Annotated in this window: 22 protein-coding genes; 19 read left to right on the top strand and 3 right to left on the bottom strand. The window is 46.6% G+C overall.

From position 1 onward, the window contains the following. From BLS23_RS02920 to BLS23_RS02965, 10 genes are all read left to right on the top strand, one after another. Positions 1-381 (top strand): hypothetical protein, encoded by a 381-nt coding sequence (locus BLS23_RS02920; RefSeq protein ID WP_143015211.1) that lies wholly within the window; start codon positions 1-3, stop codon positions 379-381. A gap of 235 nt (positions 382-616) precedes the next feature. Then, positions 617-1,153 carry a GNAT family N-acetyltransferase gene (locus tag BLS23_RS02925; protein WP_089651030.1) on the top strand — a complete coding sequence of 179 codons (537 nt, stop codon included), beginning with the start codon at positions 617-619 and terminating at the stop codon, positions 1,151-1,153. Between the two features lie 13 nt (positions 1,154-1,166). Next, entirely contained in the window at positions 1,167-1,670 is a 504-nt protein-coding gene (locus BLS23_RS02930) for a DUF4188 domain-containing protein (RefSeq protein WP_089651031.1), read from the top strand. Positions 1,671-1,854: 184 nt separating this feature from the next. Beyond that, the gene (locus BLS23_RS02935; RefSeq protein WP_089651032.1) at positions 1,855-2,295 is read left to right on the top strand and encodes a GyrI-like domain-containing protein; all 441 of its coding nucleotides are present in this window, start codon (positions 1,855-1,857) and stop codon (positions 2,293-2,295) included. 101 nt (positions 2,296-2,396) lie between these two features. Beyond that, positions 2,397-3,431, top strand: a complete 1,035-nt coding sequence (locus BLS23_RS02940) for a zinc-binding dehydrogenase (protein WP_089651033.1) — start codon at positions 2,397-2,399, stop codon at positions 3,429-3,431. Positions 3,432-3,862: 431 nt separating this feature from the next. Further along, positions 3,863-4,810, top strand: a complete 948-nt coding sequence (gene qoxA, locus BLS23_RS02945; RefSeq protein ID WP_089651034.1) for a cytochrome aa3 quinol oxidase subunit II — start codon at positions 3,863-3,865, stop codon at positions 4,808-4,810. Between the two features lie 24 nt (positions 4,811-4,834). Further along, the gene (gene qoxB, locus BLS23_RS02950) at positions 4,835-6,778 is read left to right on the top strand and encodes a cytochrome aa3 quinol oxidase subunit I (RefSeq protein WP_089651035.1); all 1,944 of its coding nucleotides are present in this window, start codon (positions 4,835-4,837) and stop codon (positions 6,776-6,778) included. A gap of 1 nt (position 6,779) precedes the next feature. Further along, positions 6,780-7,385: a cytochrome aa3 quinol oxidase subunit III gene (gene qoxC, locus BLS23_RS02955; RefSeq protein ID WP_089651036.1), complete on the top strand. Its 606-nt coding sequence runs from the start codon at positions 6,780-6,782 to the stop codon at positions 7,383-7,385. A gap of 1 nt (position 7,386) precedes the next feature. After that, positions 7,387-7,752, top strand: a complete 366-nt coding sequence (gene qoxD, locus BLS23_RS02960) for a cytochrome aa3 quinol oxidase subunit IV (protein WP_089651037.1) — start codon at positions 7,387-7,389, stop codon at positions 7,750-7,752. 20 nt (positions 7,753-7,772) lie between these two features. After that, the gene (locus BLS23_RS02965) at positions 7,773-7,979 is read left to right on the top strand and encodes a cytochrome C oxidase subunit IV family protein (RefSeq protein WP_089651038.1); all 207 of its coding nucleotides are present in this window, start codon (positions 7,773-7,775) and stop codon (positions 7,977-7,979) included. 25 nt (positions 7,980-8,004) lie between these two features. Here the strand turns inward: BLS23_RS02965 and BLS23_RS02970 are convergent, their stop codons facing one another. Beyond that, positions 8,005-8,301 carry a hypothetical protein gene (locus BLS23_RS02970; protein WP_089651039.1) on the bottom strand — a complete coding sequence of 99 codons (297 nt, stop codon included), beginning with the start codon at positions 8,299-8,301 and terminating at the stop codon, positions 8,005-8,007. A gap of 385 nt (positions 8,302-8,686) precedes the next feature. On the opposite strand from BLS23_RS02970, the gene BLS23_RS02975 reads away from it, so the two are divergent. The 6 genes from BLS23_RS02975 to BLS23_RS22240 all read left to right on the top strand — a co-directional run bounded on the left by BLS23_RS02975 (position 8,687) and on the right by BLS23_RS22240 (position 15,245). Further along, complete coding sequence (locus tag BLS23_RS02975) at positions 8,687-9,508, top strand: helix-turn-helix domain-containing protein (protein ID WP_089651040.1); 822 nt, start codon at positions 8,687-8,689, stop codon at positions 9,506-9,508. A gap of 307 nt (positions 9,509-9,815) precedes the next feature. After that, entirely contained in the window at positions 9,816-10,829 is a 1,014-nt protein-coding gene (locus BLS23_RS02980; RefSeq protein WP_167355991.1) for an ABC transporter substrate-binding protein, read from the top strand. Positions 10,830-10,843: 14 nt separating this feature from the next. Then, positions 10,844-12,868 carry an iron ABC transporter permease gene (locus BLS23_RS02985; RefSeq protein WP_089651041.1) on the top strand — a complete coding sequence of 675 codons (2,025 nt, stop codon included), beginning with the start codon at positions 10,844-10,846 and terminating at the stop codon, positions 12,866-12,868. A gap of 75 nt (positions 12,869-12,943) precedes the next feature. Continuing rightward, positions 12,944-13,912 (top strand): diaminopimelate epimerase, encoded by a 969-nt coding sequence (gene dapF, locus BLS23_RS02990; RefSeq protein WP_089651042.1) that lies wholly within the window; start codon positions 12,944-12,946, stop codon positions 13,910-13,912. Positions 13,913-13,916: 4 nt separating this feature from the next. Beyond that, complete coding sequence (locus tag BLS23_RS02995) at positions 13,917-14,312, top strand: secondary thiamine-phosphate synthase enzyme YjbQ (RefSeq protein ID WP_089651043.1); 396 nt, start codon at positions 13,917-13,919, stop codon at positions 14,310-14,312. Positions 14,313-15,152: 840 nt separating this feature from the next. Then, positions 15,153-15,245, top strand: a complete 93-nt coding sequence (locus BLS23_RS22240; protein ID WP_226591619.1) for a putative holin-like toxin — start codon at positions 15,153-15,155, stop codon at positions 15,243-15,245. 325 nt (positions 15,246-15,570) lie between these two features. Here the strand turns inward: BLS23_RS22240 and BLS23_RS03000 are convergent, their stop codons facing one another. Further along, the gene (locus BLS23_RS03000) at positions 15,571-16,821 is read right to left on the bottom strand and encodes a YeeE/YedE family protein (RefSeq protein ID WP_089651044.1); all 1,251 of its coding nucleotides are present in this window, start codon (positions 16,819-16,821) and stop codon (positions 15,571-15,573) included. 643 nt (positions 16,822-17,464) lie between these two features. Between BLS23_RS03000 and BLS23_RS03005 the strand changes: the two genes are divergently transcribed. Continuing rightward, positions 17,465-17,701, top strand: a complete 237-nt coding sequence (locus tag BLS23_RS03005; RefSeq protein ID WP_089651045.1) for a hypothetical protein — start codon at positions 17,465-17,467, stop codon at positions 17,699-17,701. Between the two features lie 226 nt (positions 17,702-17,927). Here BLS23_RS03005 and BLS23_RS22245 read toward each other — a convergent pair whose 3' ends face one another. Further along, a complete protein-coding gene (locus BLS23_RS22245) occupies positions 17,928-18,422 on the bottom strand; it encodes a 3D domain-containing protein (RefSeq protein WP_089651046.1) in 495 nt (164 codons plus the stop codon). 443 nt (positions 18,423-18,865) lie between these two features. On the opposite strand from BLS23_RS22245, the gene BLS23_RS03015 reads away from it, so the two are divergent. After that, on the top strand, positions 18,866-20,017 hold the full coding sequence (locus BLS23_RS03015) for a zinc ribbon domain-containing protein (protein WP_089651047.1): 1,152 nt from the start codon (positions 18,866-18,868) through the stop codon (positions 20,015-20,017). A gap of 11 nt (positions 20,018-20,028) precedes the next feature. Next, on the top strand, positions 20,029-21,183 hold the full coding sequence (locus BLS23_RS03020) for a S1C family serine protease (protein WP_089651048.1): 1,155 nt from the start codon (positions 20,029-20,031) through the stop codon (positions 21,181-21,183). The last annotated feature ends 142 nt before the right edge of the window (positions 21,184-21,325 follow it).

Raw genomic sequence — 21,325 nt, forward strand, 5'->3', positions numbered from 1 at the left:
ATGAAGAAGGTCGTATTTCTACTATCTGTATTATTTCTTTCGGCTTGTTCATCGGATAGTGATGAAATAAAACTAGACACAGTTCCCGAAGAAGGTAATACCGTATATGAAAAAACAATAAACGATAAAAAGCAGGTGAAAGAACTTCAAACCCTCATCGATGGCTTGGGAGATAGAAAGATTAATGAATTTTCCAGTTGGAGTGGAAATAGAAAGTTTTCTTTTGATTATTCGGGGCAATCCGGTTCCATTTATGTAAAAGACGATGACGACGGAGGGGCTTTTTATATAGGAGAGGGGATGCATTATGAATTGGACGAAGAAACTCTGGATGAGATCTATTCCATTTTGAATTTGAACGAAGATAAAGTAGAAAAATAATATCAATTATTCGTGCTTTCTTTTAGCTAGCTTACTACTTCTGGAGCGGGTAATAGATGAGATCTTGATAGGGAGTAATCTGTGTGAAGTGATTGGAAGAAAAAGTAAGACCTGGTCACCCAATTTTTGGGTGACCAGGTCTTACTTTTTCTTCCATCCAATAATCGTTCACGAATCATGCTATAATTAAGTAAATATTTAGAATTCTATGAGATTGGCAGGGTGTGTGGAAAAGATGGAAAGTCGTACATATGTTGTTCGGGGTCTGTCCTATGTTGTAAGAGTCGCTCAAGAAACGGATGCAAAGGAGCTTTCAGAAGTTCGGCATCTTATTGACGGTGAAACCGAATACCTGGATCGAGAACAGGGAGAAGGCCACTTAAGTGAATGGGATTTCAAAGAGCTCATCAAAAAAGATGCAGATGAGAACAACCATTTGTTCCTGGTTGCCGAAACAGAAGGGACCATCATTGGTTTCAGTCGGTGTGCCGGCAGTGATTTGAAAAGGCTCTCCCATCAAGTGGAGTTCGGTGTAGGAGTGTTAGAGGAATATTGGGGCTACCGTGTCGGAAAAGAGCTTTTGCAGCAGTCGATCCGCTGGGCGGAAAGAAGCGGAATATTGAAAATGACCCTGCGTGTTCTTGAAACAAACGAGAAAGCGATTGAAATGTATAAGCGTTTCGGTTTTGAGGTGGAAGGTGTGCTGAAAAAAGATAAGCGACTTTCTGATGGTAAATATTATTCGACGATCTTGATGGCACGTTTTACATAAAAGGAGGAAGCTCATGGCCGCTAAAATATTTCCAGGTCGTTATACAGCCAAAGCTGATGATGAAGTGATTGTGTTTTTGATTGGGATGAGGATTAACAAATGGCTGGCTGTACATAAATGGCTGCCCGTTCTTCTGGCGATGCCGCCAATGGTTCAGGAGCTCTATTCACAAAAGGACAATGGTTTCTTTTCCCTAGAGAATTTCATAAACTTCCGAACAACATTGATGATCCAGTATTGGCGTTCGGAAAACGAACTTTATGCTTATGCCAGAGCTCCGAAGCATTTGAAGGCGTGGAGAAACTTCAATCGCAAAGTGAAAGATAACCCGGCTGTCGGAATCTTCCATGAAACATACAAAGTGAAGGATGGGGCGCATGAAGTCATTTACGGGAATATGCCCTTGTTTGGTCTCGCCAAAGCCTACCAGCATGTCCCCGTCCTACCCAACACGGCTTCAGCGAAACAAAGATTGAGAAAAAAGGAAAGAGAGCCGTTTGCGAATTCCCGTTCATAAAGCGGTAGACGCTTTCCATCTCTGAACATGTGAAGAAAGATAATTAATGGAAGAAACTCGTCTAAAAGTGAATCGAAGATAAGAAAATGATGGAGCTGAAAAAATGAGACTACCAACATAAAAACTTTAAAGAAGGATCTTTAAGCAGTATTCAAAAAGCTCCTTCAGAACGGAGAGTTCTACCATGATCACGTTGAAACGAACCTTTCGAATCGTCGCCATCAAAGGCCACGGAGCTTTTGAAAATTTTGCAACCGAAGTCCCGGACTTTGCGAGACAGCTTTTACATCGGACGAGGGAAATCGAAAACCATGCCAATATCGAAATCGCTCTCTTTGAGCCTAAGAGGGGGGAGGATCACCTCGAGGGTCACTATTATGTTGGGGTCCTTGTAAAAGATAAGCCGAGTCAGGTGCCGAAAGGGATGGAGTATTTAGAGGTTTCCGGAACTTATGCTTCATCTAGAGGACCCATCAATCATGTAGATGTCCTTTATAAGGAAGTGGGGGAGTGGACATATCAACAGCAACTCACCCGGGATTGGCTGACCTATATTGTAGAAACTTATCACCCTACGGAAAACGGGGAAGACGTTGAAGTATTCCTGCCTATACTCGATTCATGAATGCATACTGTGAGCGGATGACTTGATACAGGCCATGAATAACCTTATTATGAATGTCGCATATTAGTTGAGAAAAGCGAATCGGAAAGAGGTGCCTTAAGATGAAAGCTGTTCAAGTAACTGGATATGGCGATGTCGATCAGTTGAAGCTGGTGGACATTCCCACTCCAGAACCGAAAGAAAATGAAGTGCTCGTGCAGGTGAAAGCTTGTGCTATCAATAATACGGAAATCTGGATGAGGGAAGGAGCTTACGGCCAAGGCGGCAAGTCAGGCTGGCGTCCGGAAGGCGTTCAATTCCCACGTACCCCTGGTTCTGATATTACCGGCAAAGTGGTCCAGGTTGGTGAGCAAGTCGATGAAACGATGATGGGGAAAGACGTCGTTCTTTTTCCGTTCACGTCCAGTGGCCCGGATGGCCAAGAACACATCTCGGAAGACATGTCCTTCATCGGTTCTGAATATGATGGTGGGTATGCTGAGTATGTTGTGTGGCCCGCAGAGCTTTGCTTTGATATGCCGCTTGAAGATTACACCGAAAGCTGTGTGTTTTCCGTAAGTGGTATGACGGCCTGGCATATGGTCGAACAAGTGCAGCCGAAACCTGGTGAAACGGTGATGGTCACAGGCGCAAACGGCGGTGTCGGCTCGCTCAACGTCCAGATCGCATCGAAAGTCTTCGGAGCGGATGTCATTGCACTCGTTGGAGATTTGAGTATGGAAGAGAGAATGAAAGAACTCGGAGCGACACATGTGCTGTCTTATAAATCCGAGAATCTGGAAGAAGAAATTTTGGAAGCCAACGGTGGTCCCATTGATACCGTGCTTGACGTCGTCGGAGATGCGCTGTTCTCCACGGCCTTGACCGTGCTTAAAAAGGGCGGAAAATTTTGCACATCCGGCTCATCCGGGGGTCAAAAAACAGAACTCGATTTCCGCACCCTTTATTTGAAACACATCACGATGTACGGATCGGTCTTAGGTACACGGGAAGAATTCAAACGGATGTTAAAAGCGATCTCTGAACAGAAAATACAGCCTGTGATCGACCGGACGTTTCCATTAGAGGAAGCAAAGGAAGCGCAGCAATATTTCAAAGAGTCGGGTAAAAAAGGAAAAATCGTCCTTCTTCCATAAAAGGTGTTTCATCCATTTAAAGAACCTGTTTCACTTTTATAGTGAAACAGGTTCTTATTTTTTTGCCTGAAAGTTGAAACGTGCAGGAGCCGGTATTGGCTGAACAAGGTTTCACTACATCTGGAAGAAGGGTAAGGAGAGTGGGAAGCTCACCATCCCCGATTGTTCTTGTTTTTTCGACGTTTGAAAGTGCCAATCCCTTCCTGGTTGTCCATCCTATTTTTTATTAAATTGTTAGTAATTTCCTTGAAAGCGTCCATCATGTGGCGGATTTATTAAAAGTTCGTGAACGATGTATGACAAAGTTGTGAACTTGTATTTCTAATTCCGCAAAATCTGATATAATCAGTCAAGCCCTGATACGTATAACAGCTCCTAGTTTCCGAGTTTTATACTTATAATTTAACAGATTGATAGGAGGGTTAAGATTCATGAAAGCTAAACATCTCCGTAATAGATGGTTAGGTTTGCTGCCGCTCGGCTTGATTCTTTTCTTAAGTGGGTGCGGGCAGTTGGAAATGACTGTGCTCGATCCCAAAGGGCCGGTCGCTCAAAGTCAATATGACCTGATTGTATACTCCCTTTGGTTCATGCTTGGTATCATTGTTGTCGTGTTTGCTCTGTTTGCCTACATGCTCATCAAGTACCGTGAGAACCGACCGGGACGTAAAGAAAGTGACTATGACCCGAATCTGCATGGGAATACGACCATCGAGGTCATCTGGACGGTCATTCCGTTCATCATTGTCATTCTTTTATCCATCCCGACCGTAACGACATTATTCGACCTGGAGAAAGCTCCGGAACCAGCAGCTGGGGAAGAGGAGAAGGAACCTCTGGTTGTTTACGCAACGACGGCGGATTGGAAATGGTTCTTCAGTTATCCGGAACAGGATATTGAAACCGTGAACTACTTACACATCCCGACCGATCGTCCGATTGAATTCCGCTTATCATCGGCAGATTCGATGTCAGCGCTATGGATTCCGGCACTCGGTGGGCAGAAGTACAACATGGCGGGTATGATGACAAAATTGTATCTGCAGGCAGATGAAGAAGGGGTTTACGACGGGCGTAACTCCAACTTCAATGGAGAAGGTTTCGCTGCTCAAACCTTTAAAGTACATGCCGAAAGTGAAGAAGACTTCAACACATGGGCAGAGGAAATTAACAATGAAGCACCAGAGCTGACAGCTGAACGTTATGATGAGCTGCTTGCACCTGGACTGACTGACAAACAATCCTATTCCAGCACACACTTGGATTATGTGAAGCACCATACGAGAGAAGATATGGGCTATGTTGTCGATAAATACCGTGAACAATTCAAAGAAAAGCTTCATTTGTATGAAATTGAAAAACAAGAAAGCTTCCAATAGAACGTAAAGAAAGCAGGTGAAGACATGCACATTACAGATATTCTAGTCACCGGTGAACCGATCATCTATGGTGCCATGGTATCAATGGCCTTAGTTGGGATCGCCCTCCTTTTCATTCTGACGTATTTCAAAAAATGGAAATGGCTGTGGAGCGAATGGTTGACGACCGTTGACCACAAGAAAATCGGTGTCATGTATATTTTAAGTGCCCTTCTCATGTTATTCCGTGGTGGCGTCGACGCCATGATGATGAGGGTGCAGCTGGCATTCCCTGATTTGGGATTCTTGAACTCCCAGCACTATAATGAAATTTTCACAACGCACGGAACGATCATGATCATTTTCATGGCGATGCCGTTCTTGATCGGACTCATGAACATCATCGTTCCATTGCAGATCGGAGCGCGTGACTTCGCGTTTCCGTATTTGAACGCCTTAAGTTTCTGGTCCTTCTTCTTCGGAATGGCGCTCTTCAACATTTCCTTCGTCATCGGAGGATCTCCGGATGCCGGGTGGACAAGTTATACCCCACTTTCCGGTGCAGCGATGAGCCCTGGACCTGGACAAAACTTCTATCTGATGGGACTGCAGCTATCAGGAATTGGTACCCTTGCTACAGGGATCAACTTGATGGTGACGATCTTGAAAATGCGTGCCCCTGGCATGAAGCTTTTCCATATGCCGATCTTCACATGGTCGACATTGGTCACATGTTTCATCATCGTGTTCGCATTCCCGATTTTGACAGTAGCTCTTGCACTACTTACGATTGATCGTATTTTCGGTGCACAATTCTTTACTTTGACAGGAGAAGGCCTGCCGATGATGTGGGCGAACCTGTTCTGGATGTGGGGACACCCGGAAGTGTACATCGTTATCCTTCCTGCCTTCGGTATTTTCTCCGAAGTCATTGCCACATTCGCGAAAAAACGTCTGTTTGGCTACAATGTGATGGTTTGGTCGATGATCGTCATTGCATTGCTTAGTTTCTTAGTATGGGTCCACCACTTCTTCACGATGGGTGCCGGCGCATTCGTTAACTCCGTCTTCTCCGTTTCGACGATGTTGATCGCCGTACCGACCGGAGTGAAGATTTTCAACTGGCTCGCGACCTTATATAAATCGAAAATCGAGTTCACTGTACCGATGCTTTGGTCCCTGGCCTTCATCCCAAGTTTCATCCTTGGTGGTGTCACAGGTGTCATGCTCGGTATGGCAGCAGCGGACTATCAGTTCCACAACTCGTACTTCCTGATCGCGCACTTCCACTACGTGCTGATCGCAGGTACCGTATTCGCCTGTTTCGCAGGTCTTGTTTTCTGGTATCCGAAAATGTTCGGTCACAAGATGAACGAGCGTTTGGGTAAATGGGCATTCTGGTTGTTCTTCTTCGGCTTCCATGTGTGCTTCTTCCCACAATATTTCCTAGGCTTAGACGGCATGCCGCGTCGTTTGTTCATCACGAACGTCGCCGAGTGGCTTCCATTGAACGTCATTTCAACCGTTGGTGCTTTCGGAATGGGACTTGGTTTCATCGTGTTCGTTTACAACGTCTACTACAGCTTCCGTTACAGTGCGCGCGAAACAACAGGCGACTCCTGGAATGGAAACGGTCGTACGCTTGAATGGGCGACAACGACACCAGTTCCTTATTACAACTTTGCAACGGTGCCATATGTCGATGAAATCGATCCATATATCCGTATGAAAGAAGAAGGCAAAACGACGTTTGAAGAAGACAAAGTGAAGCCGATCCACATGCCGAGTTATACAGGACAGCCGTTTATTATGATGGCCTTCCTTGGACTTGCCAGTTTCGGTCTTGTCTTTGAATGGATGTATGTCGCTGTCTTCGGATTAATCGGTGCGGTGTTCATGATGATCCGCCGTTCCTTCGATTATGACGACGGTTATTATGTACCGGTTGAAGAAATCAAACGAACAGAGAAAAAAGCGAGGGGGTTATGATATGGCTGCGGAAGAACTGAAAACAGGTCCTTTAGAATATCGCACCCAAGAAGGTCAGATGGGCATCATGGGCTTCTGGATTTTCCTCGGAGCCGAAGTCGTCCTCTTCGCGACCCTTTTCGCAACATATGCCGTGTTGTTCGGACGTACAGCTGATGCACCACTGCCAAGCGAACTGTTTGAGCCGGGCATCGTTCTTGTCATGACCTTCCTGCTTCTTACAAGTAGTTTCACTTGTGGACTTGCGATTCACGAAATGAGAAGGGGATCGGTCAAAGGGCTGATCCTTTGGATGGTCATTACACTAGCTCTTGGTCTTGGATTCCTTGGTTTTGAAATTTACGAATTCGTTCACTATGCACATGAAGGCGCAACGATCCAGTCCAGTGCATTCTGGTCGGCGTTCTTTATCCTTGCCGGAACACACGGACTGCACGTCACGCTTGGTATCGGCTGGGCGATTCTGCTCTTGATCCAAATCAAGCAGCGTGGACTGACGAACGTCACAAGCCGTAAATTCTTTATCATCAGCTTATACTGGCACTTCCTTGATGTCATTTGGATCTTCATCTTCACGAGTGTCTATCTGATTGGGATGGTGATTTAATATGGCAGATTCGAAAAAACGTGTACCGATGAATCACGTCATTGGCTTTATTTTGTCGCTTGTCATGACACTTGTTGCCGCATGGGCAGCGATTCAATCCGACCTGCCTGTCACATGGGTCATCATCGGCATCATGATTTTGGCTCTGTTGCAAGCAGGCGTTCAATTGTTCATGTTCATGCACGTCACGGAAGCTTCAAGTGGAAATGGACATGTGCCATGGAACATGATGTTTCACGGTTTCGCCCTCGCTGGCATCATCGTAGCAGGCTCCCTTTTCGTAATGTCCTTTGGGCATGATCATGGAGACACAGGCGAACACCAACAGCACGAGCAGCAAGAATCAGAAGACCATAGCGGTCATTAATACAAATGGGGGTTATCAGGATGGAACAAAAGCAGAACATGTCGATGGAGGCCGGCTGGCCGTGGAAAGATTTAGTAGGATTCGTTCTTTGCATATTGCTGACGGCTTTTTCCTTAGGCGGAGCGCTTTACTCCTCCTATGACCCTAAATTTGTCCTATATATTCTAACTGGTTTCAGTTTCGTACAGGCGATGATCCAACTGTACAAACTGCAGCCGAGAGACTAAAAAAAGAAACGCTTCTTTCCTGGAATCAGGAAAGGAGCGTTTCTTTTTCTTTGGTTAAACTTTCTTGGTACCCAGGACTTGATTTGACGGTCGCCACGATGAACATCACCCATGCGACGTGCGCGCCGATCAATCCAAGATAAAACATCGACCATGTAATCGAGAAGGCACCTGGATCTGCGTACATCGTCACCTGGAAGAAATACAGCCACATGCCGATGAGCAGAATCGATTGTGCGACGGCAAAAGCCATCTTTTTCGCTTGTAAAAATAGAAATGGAGCTACTGTCGCCAATAACAAGAACATTACGATCGCACCCATGAAAATCATCTCCTTATTGATGTTTCCTTAATGTAAACGTTTTCTTTGATTTCATTGTAACAAAAAATTCGCACTTTGGACACAAAATGTTCATAAATTAGGCTGACAATTTTAGAATTACCGATTTAAGGCTCGTTTAAACAGGTTTTTTAGGGGCGGATGGTCGTCCTGTATGAAAGTGCCCGGGCGGGAAGCGAAAGTGACTTAACGTCGGTTGAAAGCGCCCTAACTGCCACCAAAGTGACTTAACGTCACAGGAAAGTACCTTAACGCCAATACAAAGTGTCCTAACTCTAAATTTTATGAAAAATTTCATTTTCTTAGACACCAAACGCTCACTTCTATCGATTATAGTTTGAGACTATAAAATGGGAGTGGAAGGAAAATGGATTGGAATAATATAAAAGAACATCAACGCTTCAAAGATAAAAAGGAGCTCGATCTGCATGTGCGCAGTTTTTTATACAAAAGAAAGGCAGCATTGTCAGAGGGAACGCTCAAGGTACTGACATTCATCTGGCGTCATGCCGTCAAGTTTCCCGGTGTCGCTTTTCCGAAAAGAGCGACGATCACAAAAGGGACTGGATTGAGTGAGAGCACAGTGGTTCGTGCATTAAGAAGCTTAGTGAACGAGAAGTTGATTGAAAAAGTGACAACGAAGAAGCCGAACGGACGGCAGGGTGGCAACCTGCTCGTTTTCCTGCCCCAGCCGGATCTTTTTTTACCCTCGGATGACACCCCTCGTGACACCCTTCCTGACACCCCACAAAAAACGTCAACTCCCCAACAGGACAACCCTCAAGCGGCCAAATCCACACCTGAAACAGAGAAAAAACAGGGAGAATCTTCTATTAGTAAAGTTGTACCGTTTGATGTGACATTTCTGCCATCGTTCATCCCGTCTTCTTTCATTGAAACCTCTCAGCCATTTGTAGGTGTGGAGCAGGTGCTGCCAGCTTGGCGGACGGTGCAGAGTGCGTTTAAACAATGGAAGCTGCAACAACCGATCGAGCATTATTTGGATAAGATCAACGAAACGTTCAGGCAGGCGGTTTTTGCTTATAAAAAAGGAATGGTACGTACAGAATTGCTGCGCTATTTTTATGGGGGATTGATGGAAGTGTTCAAACAGGTGGTGCGGAAGGAAGGCTTTGAGTCGGGGAAAGGTTTAATTTTTTATGATTGGCTGGAGGGAATGCATTCGTAATTGTAAGGATAGCGCCCTAAAGGAAATAGTAGCGACTTTAGGAGGTGGAGGAACGACTTAACGCAGGGAAGTAACGCCCTAACCACTTGCCATAGCGACTTAAGGTGGTTGAATATCAGCCTAATGTTTCACAAGCGATTAATTGAGAAAAGTTTTCATTGACAGAAATTTGAGTCTGAGGTAGGATAGTGATTGTGATGATAATGAGAATCTTTATCAGTTGTTAAGTTTTTCTATATAAGGGTATAAAGATGAAGCGACGGATAAAGGATTCTACATAAAAGAAACGTGTGAAAGGATGTCAAATATGAAGAAGTTTTGGTTGTTTGCCCTTATGCTTGGGCTAGTCGTTCTTGCTGCCTGTGGTGACGGATCTGAAGAAGGTTCCGAGAGTGAAGGAACAGAAAATCAGGAAGAAGAAACAACGGAAGAAGAGGAAACTCGTTCCGTGACAATTGAAGATGCAAACGGAGAACAGACGATCGAAGGAACACCTAAGAAAGTCGTTGTTTTAGAGTGGACCTATGCGGAAAACCTTCAGGCACTTGGCATGGAGCCGGTGGGTGTCGCTGGTCTTGATCAATATGGCGACTGGGTCAATGTCGGTATTCCATTCAGCGAAAAAGTGGAAGATGTAGGAACGCGTCAAGAGCCGAACTTGGAAGCGATCTCCCGTTTGAATCCTGATTTGATCATTGGTGTCGATTTCCGTCACAATGCCATCAAAGAAGATTTAGAAAGCATCGCGCCAACGGTCATGTTTGCACCATATTCTGAAGAAGCAGCACAGGATCAGTTCCAGAACATGAAAGATGAGTTCAACACGATGGCGAAAATCGTCGATAAAGAGGACAAGGCTGAACAGGTCCTTTCTGATATGGAGAATACATTCAAAGAGCAGCAGGCCCGCTTAGAAGAGGCGGGGAAAGATGGCATGAACTACGTGATCACACAAGCGTTCACGATGCAGGATACGCCGACGCTTCGTTTGTTCACAGACAACTCCATGGTCGCACAAATCATGAACAGCATGGGCATGAAGAACGATTATGAGTCTGAAAAGCTTGAAGTGTACGGCTACACAGAAACAACAGTAGAAGCGCTTCAGAACTATCAGGACTCCAACTTCTTCTACATCGTTCAGGAAGAAGACAACATTTTCAAAAATCAGCTGGCGGGCAACCCGGTATGGGAAAACCTTGCGTTCGTAAAAGAAGACCGTACGTATCAAATGCCAGGAGATGCTTGGACATTCGGTGGACCGCTTTCCGCAGAAGTCTTGGCTGAACAAGTGGTCAACGCAGCCCTTGAAGAAAAATAAAGTGAGTGGATGTTATGAATTCTACACTTAAGAACACAATGATTGCGGTTCTCACCTTCGGAGGTGGGACCGCGTTGTTGTGTCTTTTAACATTTATACATATTAATCAAGGAAATGTAGAGATACCGCTAGGGGTCGTCGTTGAATCAATTATCAATCCTCAGGATACCCTGCAGCACCATACCGTCCGTACACTGCGGATGCCGCGTGCAGTCATGGGAATTATCGCCGGTGGCGCACTTGCCGTTTCCGGTGTGATTTTGCAGACGGTTACGAAAAACCCGTTATCGTCTGCAAGTACGCTCGGCATCCATTCAGGGACGTATTTTGCCGTTGTCGTCACAACGATTTTTCTGCCGGCCGCTATGGTCGGAAATGGAATCATGACCGCTTTTCTCGGCGGTATTCTGACGTTCCTGTTTGTTTACGTTCTCTCCGGTGGTTCGGATGCAACGCCTGTCCGGATGGTGCTTGCCGGGATGATTGTTACGTTCCTATTCTCAGCGCTTACGTCCGTCCTGCAGATTTTTTATGAAAATGAAACGCAGGGGTTGTTTTTGTGGGGATCTGGAACACTGATTCAGAATGACTGGGATGGAGTGACCTTTTCTCTGCCGGTGATCATCGTTGGAGTGATTGTGACTTTAGTCTATTCAAGCAAACTTGATACGTTAACCCTCGGAGACGATGTCGCGACAGCGCTTGGACAGAATGTGCGCAGCGTTAAAGTGGTGACGATTATCGCTGCTGTGCTTTTGACGAGTGTGACGGTCAGTATCGTTGGACCGATTGGCTTCGTTGGACTTGTCGCGCCGCACTTGATCAAACTAATCGGTTACAGAGCCCACCTGCCGCTCATCTTAGGGTCGTTTTTATGGGGAGGAAACGTGCTCCTCTTAGCGGACGTCCTTGCCCGGGTCATCGATCCGTCCTTCAATGAACTGCCGGTAGGTGCTATTACAGCACTTGTCGGTTCGCCGTGGCTCATCTGGCTTGTCATGCGGATGAAGCGGACAGGGAGCCAGGACAGCGGGGCGATTATGGCCGGGAAGAATTCCGCTACTTTGTCCATGAAAAAATTGCTGCCCGTATTGTTAGCGCTTATTACGATAACGCTGCTCGTCAGCCTTGCTTCAGGGAACTACGGATTCGAACCGTTGGTTACCTACAATGCGTTCTTCGGGGAAGCGAACACCTTCTTACAAAGTTTGATCATAGACTTGAGACTGCCTCGTGCGCTTGTTGCTTTGTTCAGTGGGGCGGTTCTCGCGGTCAGTGGTCTTATTTTCCAAGGCGTGTTACGGAACCCGCTTGCCGATCCTTCCGTTATTGGTATCACCTCAGGGGCAGGGGTCGGTGCGTTGATGACGATGTACTGGTTCAGTGTCTCGGCCGTCTGGATTCCGGTCGGCGCGATGGCCGGTGCGTTGGTGTTTTTCATCGTCGTCATGGCTCTAGGAGCAAAAGCCGAATTCCAGCCGACGGTGCTTGCATTACTCGGAATCGGGATGTCTGCGTTCGGTTCGGCTTTAATTCAAATCATAGTCGTCCAAGCGGATATCGGGGTGGCTTCTGCGTTGACGTGGCTATCCGGGACGACTTATGCCAAAGGGTGGAGTGAGCTGCTGCAATACTTGATCTGGCCGGTCTTGTTGTTCATCCCGCTGCTTGCGTTTTACATTAAAACGCTCGACGTCCTGTCACTCGGAGATGATACAGCGAAAGGACTCGGACTTCGTGTTGTGAACGTCCGTTTCCAAATGGCCTTGATTGCCACACTTCTTGCTGCCTGCAGTGTGGCTGCAGTGGGTTCGATCGGGTTCGTCGGACTGATTGCTCCACACCTTGCGCGTTTGCTCGTCGGTAGCGTCAACCAGAAGCTGCTGCCTGTTACGATGCTGATCGGCGGGGCGCTGCTGGTCGTTGCTGATTTGTTCAGCCGGACACTGCTTGCGCCGAACGAAATTCCATCAGGGATCCTCGTTGCCCTGATTGGAGCACCTTACTTTTTATGGTTGATGAAAAAGCGTGCGACTTAACGGTCACACGCTTCTTTTTTTACGCGTATGTATGCTATGATAATGAAAAAATGAACGCCAGGGGAGAGTTTTATTATGAAGATTCCATACATCAAATGCCACGGGTCGGGGAACGATTTCATCCTCATTGACGAGATTGAAAAAGACTTTGGTTTTTCAGAAAAAGAGCGCGAGGAACTCTCGTTATTATTATGTGACCGTGAAAACGGAATCGGTTCGGATGGCATTCTTTTTGTGATGCCGAGTGAAAAAGCGGAAGGCCGGATGCGGATGTTCAACTTAGACGGCACGGAAGCGGAAATGTGCGGCAACGGTCTGCGCTGTGTCGCCCGCCATATGATTGAAAAACTCGGGAAAAAGGAAATTGCGATTGAAACAGAGAAAGCCGTGCTGCCCGTTTCTCAAGTAGAAGAGATTTTCCCTGAGATCGATACGTTCTCTGTCATGATTGAGCCTGTCAGTTTTGAGGTCGATTCACTGCCAATGAATTTTGCAGGGAAAGAAGCGGTCGATGTGAAGATTCCCGAGTTGTCTGAAGAGCGAACATTTACGGCTCTAAGTGTACCCAACCCGCACATCGTGACCATCGTCGATTCCGTCGATCAGGAAGAACTGCTATCGGTCGGGAAAAAGGCGAACGATTTGCCGGAAGTTTTTCCGAATGGTGTAAACGTAAGCTATGTCCAGGTGTTAGAGAAAAATAAAATCTTCGTCCGTACGTTCGAACGTGGGGTCGGATTGACAAACGCCTGCGGTACTGCCATGAGCGCTTCTTCGTTAGTGTCAACGATTCTAGGACCGAATGATTTGGGTACACCGATCGTTGTCATCAATAAAGGCGGACTCGTCAACTGTGTCGTCGAAAAAGACAATGGACGTTTTTCCATCCAGCTGCGCGGGAATGGAACCAATGTCTATCAAGCAGAGGTTGATGTCGATTTGGGAGCCCTTACTTTTGAAGTCTCAGAGAAGCAATTTTTTGCAGAAGAAAATGCGACCTATGAAAAACTAGAAGCGTTCGCCGCTTCAGAAATCGGAGGTTGATTCTATGTTAAAAACATTTCATGTTAAAACCGATCATCATGATCAAATGATTGATGTGACCAGCCAGGTTCAGGACTGGATCCGTGAAGAAGGCGTCAAAGACGGTGTTGTCGTTGTGCAGTCAATGCACACGACGGCAGGCCTGACTGTGAATGAAAACGCCGATCCTGACGTGAAAACCGATATGCTGCGCCGCTTCCGTGAAGTGTATCCATGGGACCACCCGGAAGATCGTCATGCGGAAGGAAACACAGCCGCACATATGAAAACAAGCACGGTTGGACATGCCCAGACGCTGCTTGTGGAAGATGGCAAACTCGTTCTCGGTACATGGCAGGGTCTTTACTTCTGTGAGTTCGACGGACCGAGAAGCCGGAAGTTTGTCGCGAAGTTGTTATAAGGAGAAAGGAAGGTACTTCGGTGCCTTCCTTTTTTAGATTATGGCCGGCTCGCGTAAGACTCAGTTTCGAGACGTTTTTTGAGTGGATGGGGGCTGCGGGGAATGAGTCGCTTTCCGCGGGAGCGCGGTGAGCCTCCTCGGACTGCGTCCTGCGGGGTCTCACCATGCACTTTTTTCCCACAGGAGTCTCCCCATTCCCCTCCGCCCCCTGCCATAAGAGTATCTCGAAACCATTTCTGAAAGCCGCCCATTCCAATTTGGTTGAGGCGAGTAATTCAAGTACCCTGGCCAGGCGTTTGTAACCCTAATGCTTGATATAGGGCGCTTTCTGCTTACAGCAAAGGTTTAGTGGAAGACAACTTGGTAAAGGGGTTCGTTTGTCACATACATCGAATGGGGGGGGTTGGGAAGCTGCGAGACTCCCGTGGGAGAAGGAGACAGGCGAGATCCCGCAGGACGTAGTCCGAGGAAGCTCGGCGCTCCCCCACAGGAAAGTGTTCAAATGCGGAATCGCTCTGGTAGACACGACTGGCATAAGCAGGACAGCATTGGAATGTGCATTTCATTCCTTTGCTGTCCTGCTTATGACGCGAGTGTCTGGGCGATGGAGCTAGACGAGTGGCTTCCCGACCACCCCTGACTCCAAACACGGCAAAGAACCCCGAAAACATCTCGAAACTGAGTCTTCCACAATAGGGAGCGATAGTGGAAGTAGGGATAGTCCAAAAAGACTGTCTGTTTCCGTGGAAGGACATGGTATAATTTAAAGTGGATCACGCTTTTCGCCAATTGAATAGGGTGTCGGCTAACCCCAGCGCAAAGGGGGTGATGCCTCTGAGTATGTATGAATCGTTGATGGTGATGATCGCGTTCAGTTCGTTCATCGTGTCCGTTCTCGGCTTAGTTGTCGCGATTTTACGCATAAAAAAATAGACTCCCTATTCTGACGTGAATGCGGGTGAGTCTATTTTAAGGCTGCGCCCTTTGGCTGAAGCGCTGATCCGGGAGGACCACAGTGCCAGCTGTGGTCCTTTTCTTATGTGTATCCTGTATCTGCTCTTATCATACCACATTTTTTGAAAAAGAAACAGGTGAGTGTTTCGAACAGATATCAATGGAACTTGGATGATATCGCTTGAAACTTAAATATATCGGTTGAAATCTCAATATATCAAGGAAAGGAAGACAGATCTCGGCTGAATATTCCACATATCAATAAACCTTAAAAACCTCCAGCCCGGAAGCTGGAGGTTTTCCTTTAGCATATCGAATCTTTAGGGTTCGGGTTTTTCATGCCGAACATCGGCCGCAGGAACAGAGCGAGATATGTTCCGGCTAAGGCCATGATCATCCATACCCAGCCATGCAGGCTGAAGGATGCGATGCCGCCGAAGTAGGCGCCGATGTTGCAACCGAAAGCAAGGCGTGCGCCGTATCCCATCAGAACGCCGCCGATGATGGATGCAGCCCCAATGCCGGGCTTGATTTTTCCCGGTTTGAAGTTACCTTGGAAGCTTGCCGCAATGAACGCTCCAAGGATGATGCCGAAGTTCATGACACTCGTGGAGTCGGCAAGGACCGTCTGATTCAATGGTGCCGGATCATTGGACCAATATGTCCAATTCGCGACATCTACGCCGAACATTTGGATGAACTTGGATCCCCAAAGCGCAAAGGCGGAGGTGATGCCCCAAGGGTTGCCGCGAACAGCAAGGGTGATGGCATTCAATACGCCTAGGATGACGGCAGCAAGCAACAGCGGCCACGCCCCGCGCCACAATTTTTTCAAACCGGTCGTCGTTTTGAGTGGCGCCATTTTCGGTGGGTTCTTTTTCCTGGCTACCTTAACGGTAATGCCGTAGATCCCTAAGAAAATCACCAGCTGCAGAATCCAGCCACCGAAATAGCCAAAGCCGGTGGATTCCGCTAAAGAAATGGCCGGTAGGGTCGGCGTCTCGCTCCAGAACCCGATATGATACGCACCGAGCACAGAGCCTCCGATGAAACCTAGCAGCGTGAGAATCATCGACGATTTTCCTCCTCCGACAGTATATAGCGTTCCGGATGCACAGCCGGATCCAAGCTGCATGCCGATACCGAAAATGAAGGAACCGAAGACGACGCTCATGCCGACAGGGAATACATAGCCTTGAGGGGCGTTACCTGTGAAGCTGAACCCTGTTCCTAATATAATGGCAAAAAGCGTTGTTGCAACAGCGAGCATGAGCATGTGGGCTTGAAGACCTTGGACATTACCGACAGATATCAGTCTTCTGAATGCTGAAGTAAAGCCGAACCTTGCGTGCAGAAGCACGAGCCCGAAAGCAAGGCCGATCAAGAATAGAACGCCCTGCGTGAAGGTGGTGACAGATACTATCGTTATAAATAAAAGCAGCGATACGATCGCACCGATCCATACGAATGGTTTTTGTACCGGATCTAATGGAGCGATGACGGTCGAACGGGTGTTGTTTTCTTCAACCGTCTGCTGGACAGTTTGTTGTTGCATGTTTCATTCCTCCTAAATCCGATTTGTTTACTTAGTTTTAAATGAACTTTTGATATTGTAACGGAGACTCGTCTATTTGTAAATCATCCTGCATACAATGGTTGTACAAAGAGAACAAAGCTCAGTCTTTACGTAGAATTAACATGATTCAACGAGGACAAGTGGTAAAATAAATGTGTAGACAGGACGACCTAAAACAATTATTGGAGGGATGTCTTATACCTGTCGCTCGCTCATATGTTACTCGCTGGTTTTTCTTTGTTTGTAAAAAAGCAAATCGAAGAACTTCTTGGCGTACATCTGGCGCACCTCCCCCTACATAAAGACTGATCGAAAGCGACGCTGCTGGCGTGGCTTTTTTGTTGTTTAGGGAAGGTGTTTTGTGAAAGTTGCTAATAAATGGGGGGAAGTCACTAATATATAGGAGAAAGTTGCTAATATTTATGCTGAAGCTGCTAATAAACAGGAGGAAGCCGCTAATATAGTTGCAAAAGCCGCTAATAATTAAGGCAATGTGGATATCTTATGTCAAGGTTTGGCGAACAGTACTAGAAGTTGATGTATGAGTTTTAATTTTAAGATTAAACTAAAAAACAGGTGGGTAAGTAATAGTAAGTTACATATAGGAAAAGGAGTGGTTAACATGGCGAAGAAAAAAGAGTGGCACGTGATTTTCCTTTTGGATAGCAAGCGTGTCGTGACGCACGACCTTGAGCTGAGTGAAGAAATGGATGAGCGTGAGGCGTCCGAATTCATCGTTAAACAGCTGGATAAGGGCACATGGTGGTTTTTGGAAGATGGTGTAGCGCTTCATACCAGTGGTGTGGAAAGTTTTTATTTGGACAAATGTGCGAAGAAAACAAGGTTTAGCAGAGATTAAACAAATGGGCAGCTTTCCTGTAAAAAGGAAGCTGCCCATTTTTTATACGCTTTTAAGGTTGAAAGAGTCGGCCTTTATGACAGCGTGATCGTTGATGAGAATTCATACCCCGTTCGTCAAGGCATTAGAATGAGTGGGTAAACAAGGAACGCTTCTAGGAAAAATGATTCGCTCTTAGAGAAGACTAATCGGTTTAAAATAAAAAACTCTCCCTGGAAGGAAGAGTTTAATTCAAGATCTCAACTTTTACTTGTCGGCGCCCATAGTCGAAGGCGTCTTTTTCCTGTGCCATAAAGAGATCGATGCGGTGACCTTCAATATCTCCGCCGATGTCGCCAGCAACGGCTACGCCATAGCCGGGCACGCGGACTTTAGAGCCGAGTGGGATGACGTTCGGATCGACGGCGATCACTTTTTGATTCGGATTGGCACGGAGATCGATCCCTGTGTACGTGACTCCGCTGCATCCTTCGCAAAAAGCCGTGTAGGCAGTCGCTTCAACAGCAACGGTACGCTTGACGTCATCTTTCGAAGCGGAGGCCGTGACGGCTTTCTTTTCTTTGTCAGGAAAACGTTCGAGATCTTTTGTTTTTTTATCTAAAGATAGGGATTTCGTTTCTATATTTTGTGCGGGCTTGTCCACTTCATCGGCAGCTACCGGAAGTGTAAGTCCGAAGATGATCATAGGCAGAAGAAGAAGGGAAAAAAGACGTTTGTTCATAAGTAATGGTCCCCTTTCAATATTTCACTTTGCCTATTGTAACAACCACCGGACCACCATACAAAGACAAAATACCTACAAAAAGATTACATTCCCGTGACAAATGACACCCTGTTGAAAAAGAGCCGCTTTTTTTTCGTGCGGCTCCTGCTATTTTCAGCGGGACGTCCCTTTACGTTTACGTCCACAACACGGTTTTGAGGGCTTTCTGCTCGGCTTGTTTTCATTAGGGCGATTCGACATGAGGACCCTCCTCTCGGGTTTGAGATATATCATTTTATGCAGACAAATGAGAACGGGCCGTGCGCTTACCCTGAATGCAGGAATTTTTTTAAAAAAAGGGACCTATGTCGTTTACTTATCCAGCGGAAGGCATGATATAATAGATAAGGATTCTTAGAGATTCCAGAATTATGAAAGTGATAGAAAAGGAGGACGGGACCATGACTGAATGTCCTCATTGTAAGCATATGGTGGATGACGGTGCCCGTTACTGTTCCCAATGTGGAAAGAACTTGATGGAAACACCTGAACCGAATAGCACGTCTAAACGATCGTGGTTGCCAATCATTACGCCTTTTATCATGCTTGCCGTAATGGGGGTAGCCCTTTATTTTGTTTATGACTATCAGAAAGATGTGAATGCCGAAGTCGTTGCGATGAAAAAAGAAGCGGAGCAGGAAGCTCTTGCCGGTGAGTACCGGGAAGCAGAAAAACTGCTCGTCGGAGCGATCGACCGCCGTCCGGAGCTTGAAGCGCTTCAAAAGGAACTCGGTTCTGTGCAGGAAGCTTTGACATGGGATCAGGAGCTTGAGACGGTCGGCCAGTGGATCGAAGAAGGTTCGTTGAAAAAAGCGAGTGAGAAGCTCACGGCCATTCAAGAGTCTTTGCGACAGGAAGACAGCCGTTTGCTTGTTACCCTTGTTCCAAAAATGAATGAAATGGATTCCAGACTGACATTGAAGGAAATCAATCAGGAACTTTCGAAAATCACAGATGTGGATGAACTGGCAGCAAAACTGAATACATTATCCGACCTGAATTTGGAGGAAGCTTCCAAAGTACGGGATAAAATTTTTGAAAAAATCGTAAACCAATCGACGAAAAAAGCGGAAGCGGCAGCGGGAGAAAAGCGCTATGCTGAAGCGATTGCCATCATCGATCAGGGCTTGCAGTACGTTTCCAATGACGAAAAATTGATTCAGTTGAAGGAACGGATCCAACAGGAGAAGAAGGCCTTCGAACAAGCGGAACAGCAAAGGCTGGAAAGTGCCATGCAGCAAGCGGCACAGGATGAATTGCGTAACCAGACCCAGGCACTTGAAGTTGTTGACCTCTCGATTACAAAAGATGAGTTCGGTGATTACAAAGTGAAGGGTTCCTTGAAAAGTGTGGCGACACAAATCATCAGTACGGTGACTGTGAAATATGACATCCTCGATAAAGAAGGAAACGTCGTCCGCTCTGAATCTGTGAAAGTTTTTCCGAACTATTTGAACCCTGGAGATCAGGGAACGTTTGATAAAGTACATTATGAATTAGAAGAGGGAGAATACTCCGTCGAAATGACAGAGATGGAGTGGCTCGTAGAATAGGGGGATGGAAGATGAAACGCTCTTGGATCATCAGCCTTCTCGCCACTCTTCTGATCCTCGGTGGCGGGATTGCGGGCGTTTTCTACGTCATGGATACCGTTCAAAAGGACGTGACGGTTTCAGCGGTTTTAAATGAACCACCGGCTGAGGATGACGAAGAGGGAGAAGTACCGAAAGAAACACAGGAGATCATTTTTGAATCACAGAAGCTTGTCGTGCAGTTAGAGCTTGAAGACGGTTCTGTCGGATCGGGGTTTTTGTACAATGATCAAGGAGATATCATAACGAACGCGCACGTCGTTGCGAATACAGAGAAGGTCAATGTCATTACATCCGATGGAAAGAAAATGCCCGGCGACGTAATCGGAGTCAGCCGCGACATTGACGTCGCTGTCGTTCGAGTGCCAGGCTTGAAAGGAAAAGAGCCACTGCCAATCAGAAAAGAAGATTCAGCAGAGCTGCTCGATGAAGTTTTGGCGCTTGGAAGTCCTCTAGGGCTGCAAAATACCGTCACACGAGGGGAAATCAGCGGCCTTGAACGGACGCTCGACATCGAGCCCTTCCATTACAAAAACTTATACCAAATTTCAGCACCGATCTCACCAGGAAACAGTGGAGGACCCCTTCTTGATAGGGAAACCGGTGAAGTCATCGGCATTAACTCCGCTAAAATGGATGACGAATCGATCGGTTTCAGCATCCCTATTGCCGATGTCCTGCCGATGGTGAGGCGTTGGAGTGAATCTCCGATGCGCTCCCTTCCGGAATTCCCGGAACTCACCGGTGAGGTCTACTCACCTGTAACAGGGACGGATGCCGAGCAGGCAAGTTATATGGTGCAGTATTTTTATGACAGTATCAATCAAGGTGATTTCGTCACAGCATATTCCCTGCTCAGCGCCAGCTGGCAGGAAGACATTTCGTTTGAAGACTTCCGCTCTGGGTACAACAATACGCTCAGTGTGAAAGTGGATAACCTCGTCGCAGATCCGCAGGGCGATCACGTCGAAGTCACCGCTTTCCTCACAGCCGAAGAAACGGTTGATGGCGAAGTACAGATGAAGAAATACAAAGTCGTCTATCCTGTCAAAAAAGAGAACCAATCCGTCAAAATCTGGAGCGGTTCCGGTGAAGAGCTAAGTGCCGAGCAGGAAGAAGCATCCTAAGAATAAAAATCCCTTTCCACTTTAAACGGTGGAAAGGGATTTTTTTGTTGGATATTGTGAAACGGTTAACAGCAAAACTGGCACTTGAGCTGCTTTTTTTGGTTCCAGGTACAGTCGCTCGTTTTTTGGTTCCAGGTACCGA

Origin of the sequence: Halobacillus aidingensis, assembly GCF_900104185.1 — a bacterium.
Taxonomy (GTDB): domain Bacteria; phylum Bacillota; class Bacilli; order Bacillales; family Halobacillaceae; genus Halobacillus; species Halobacillus aidingensis.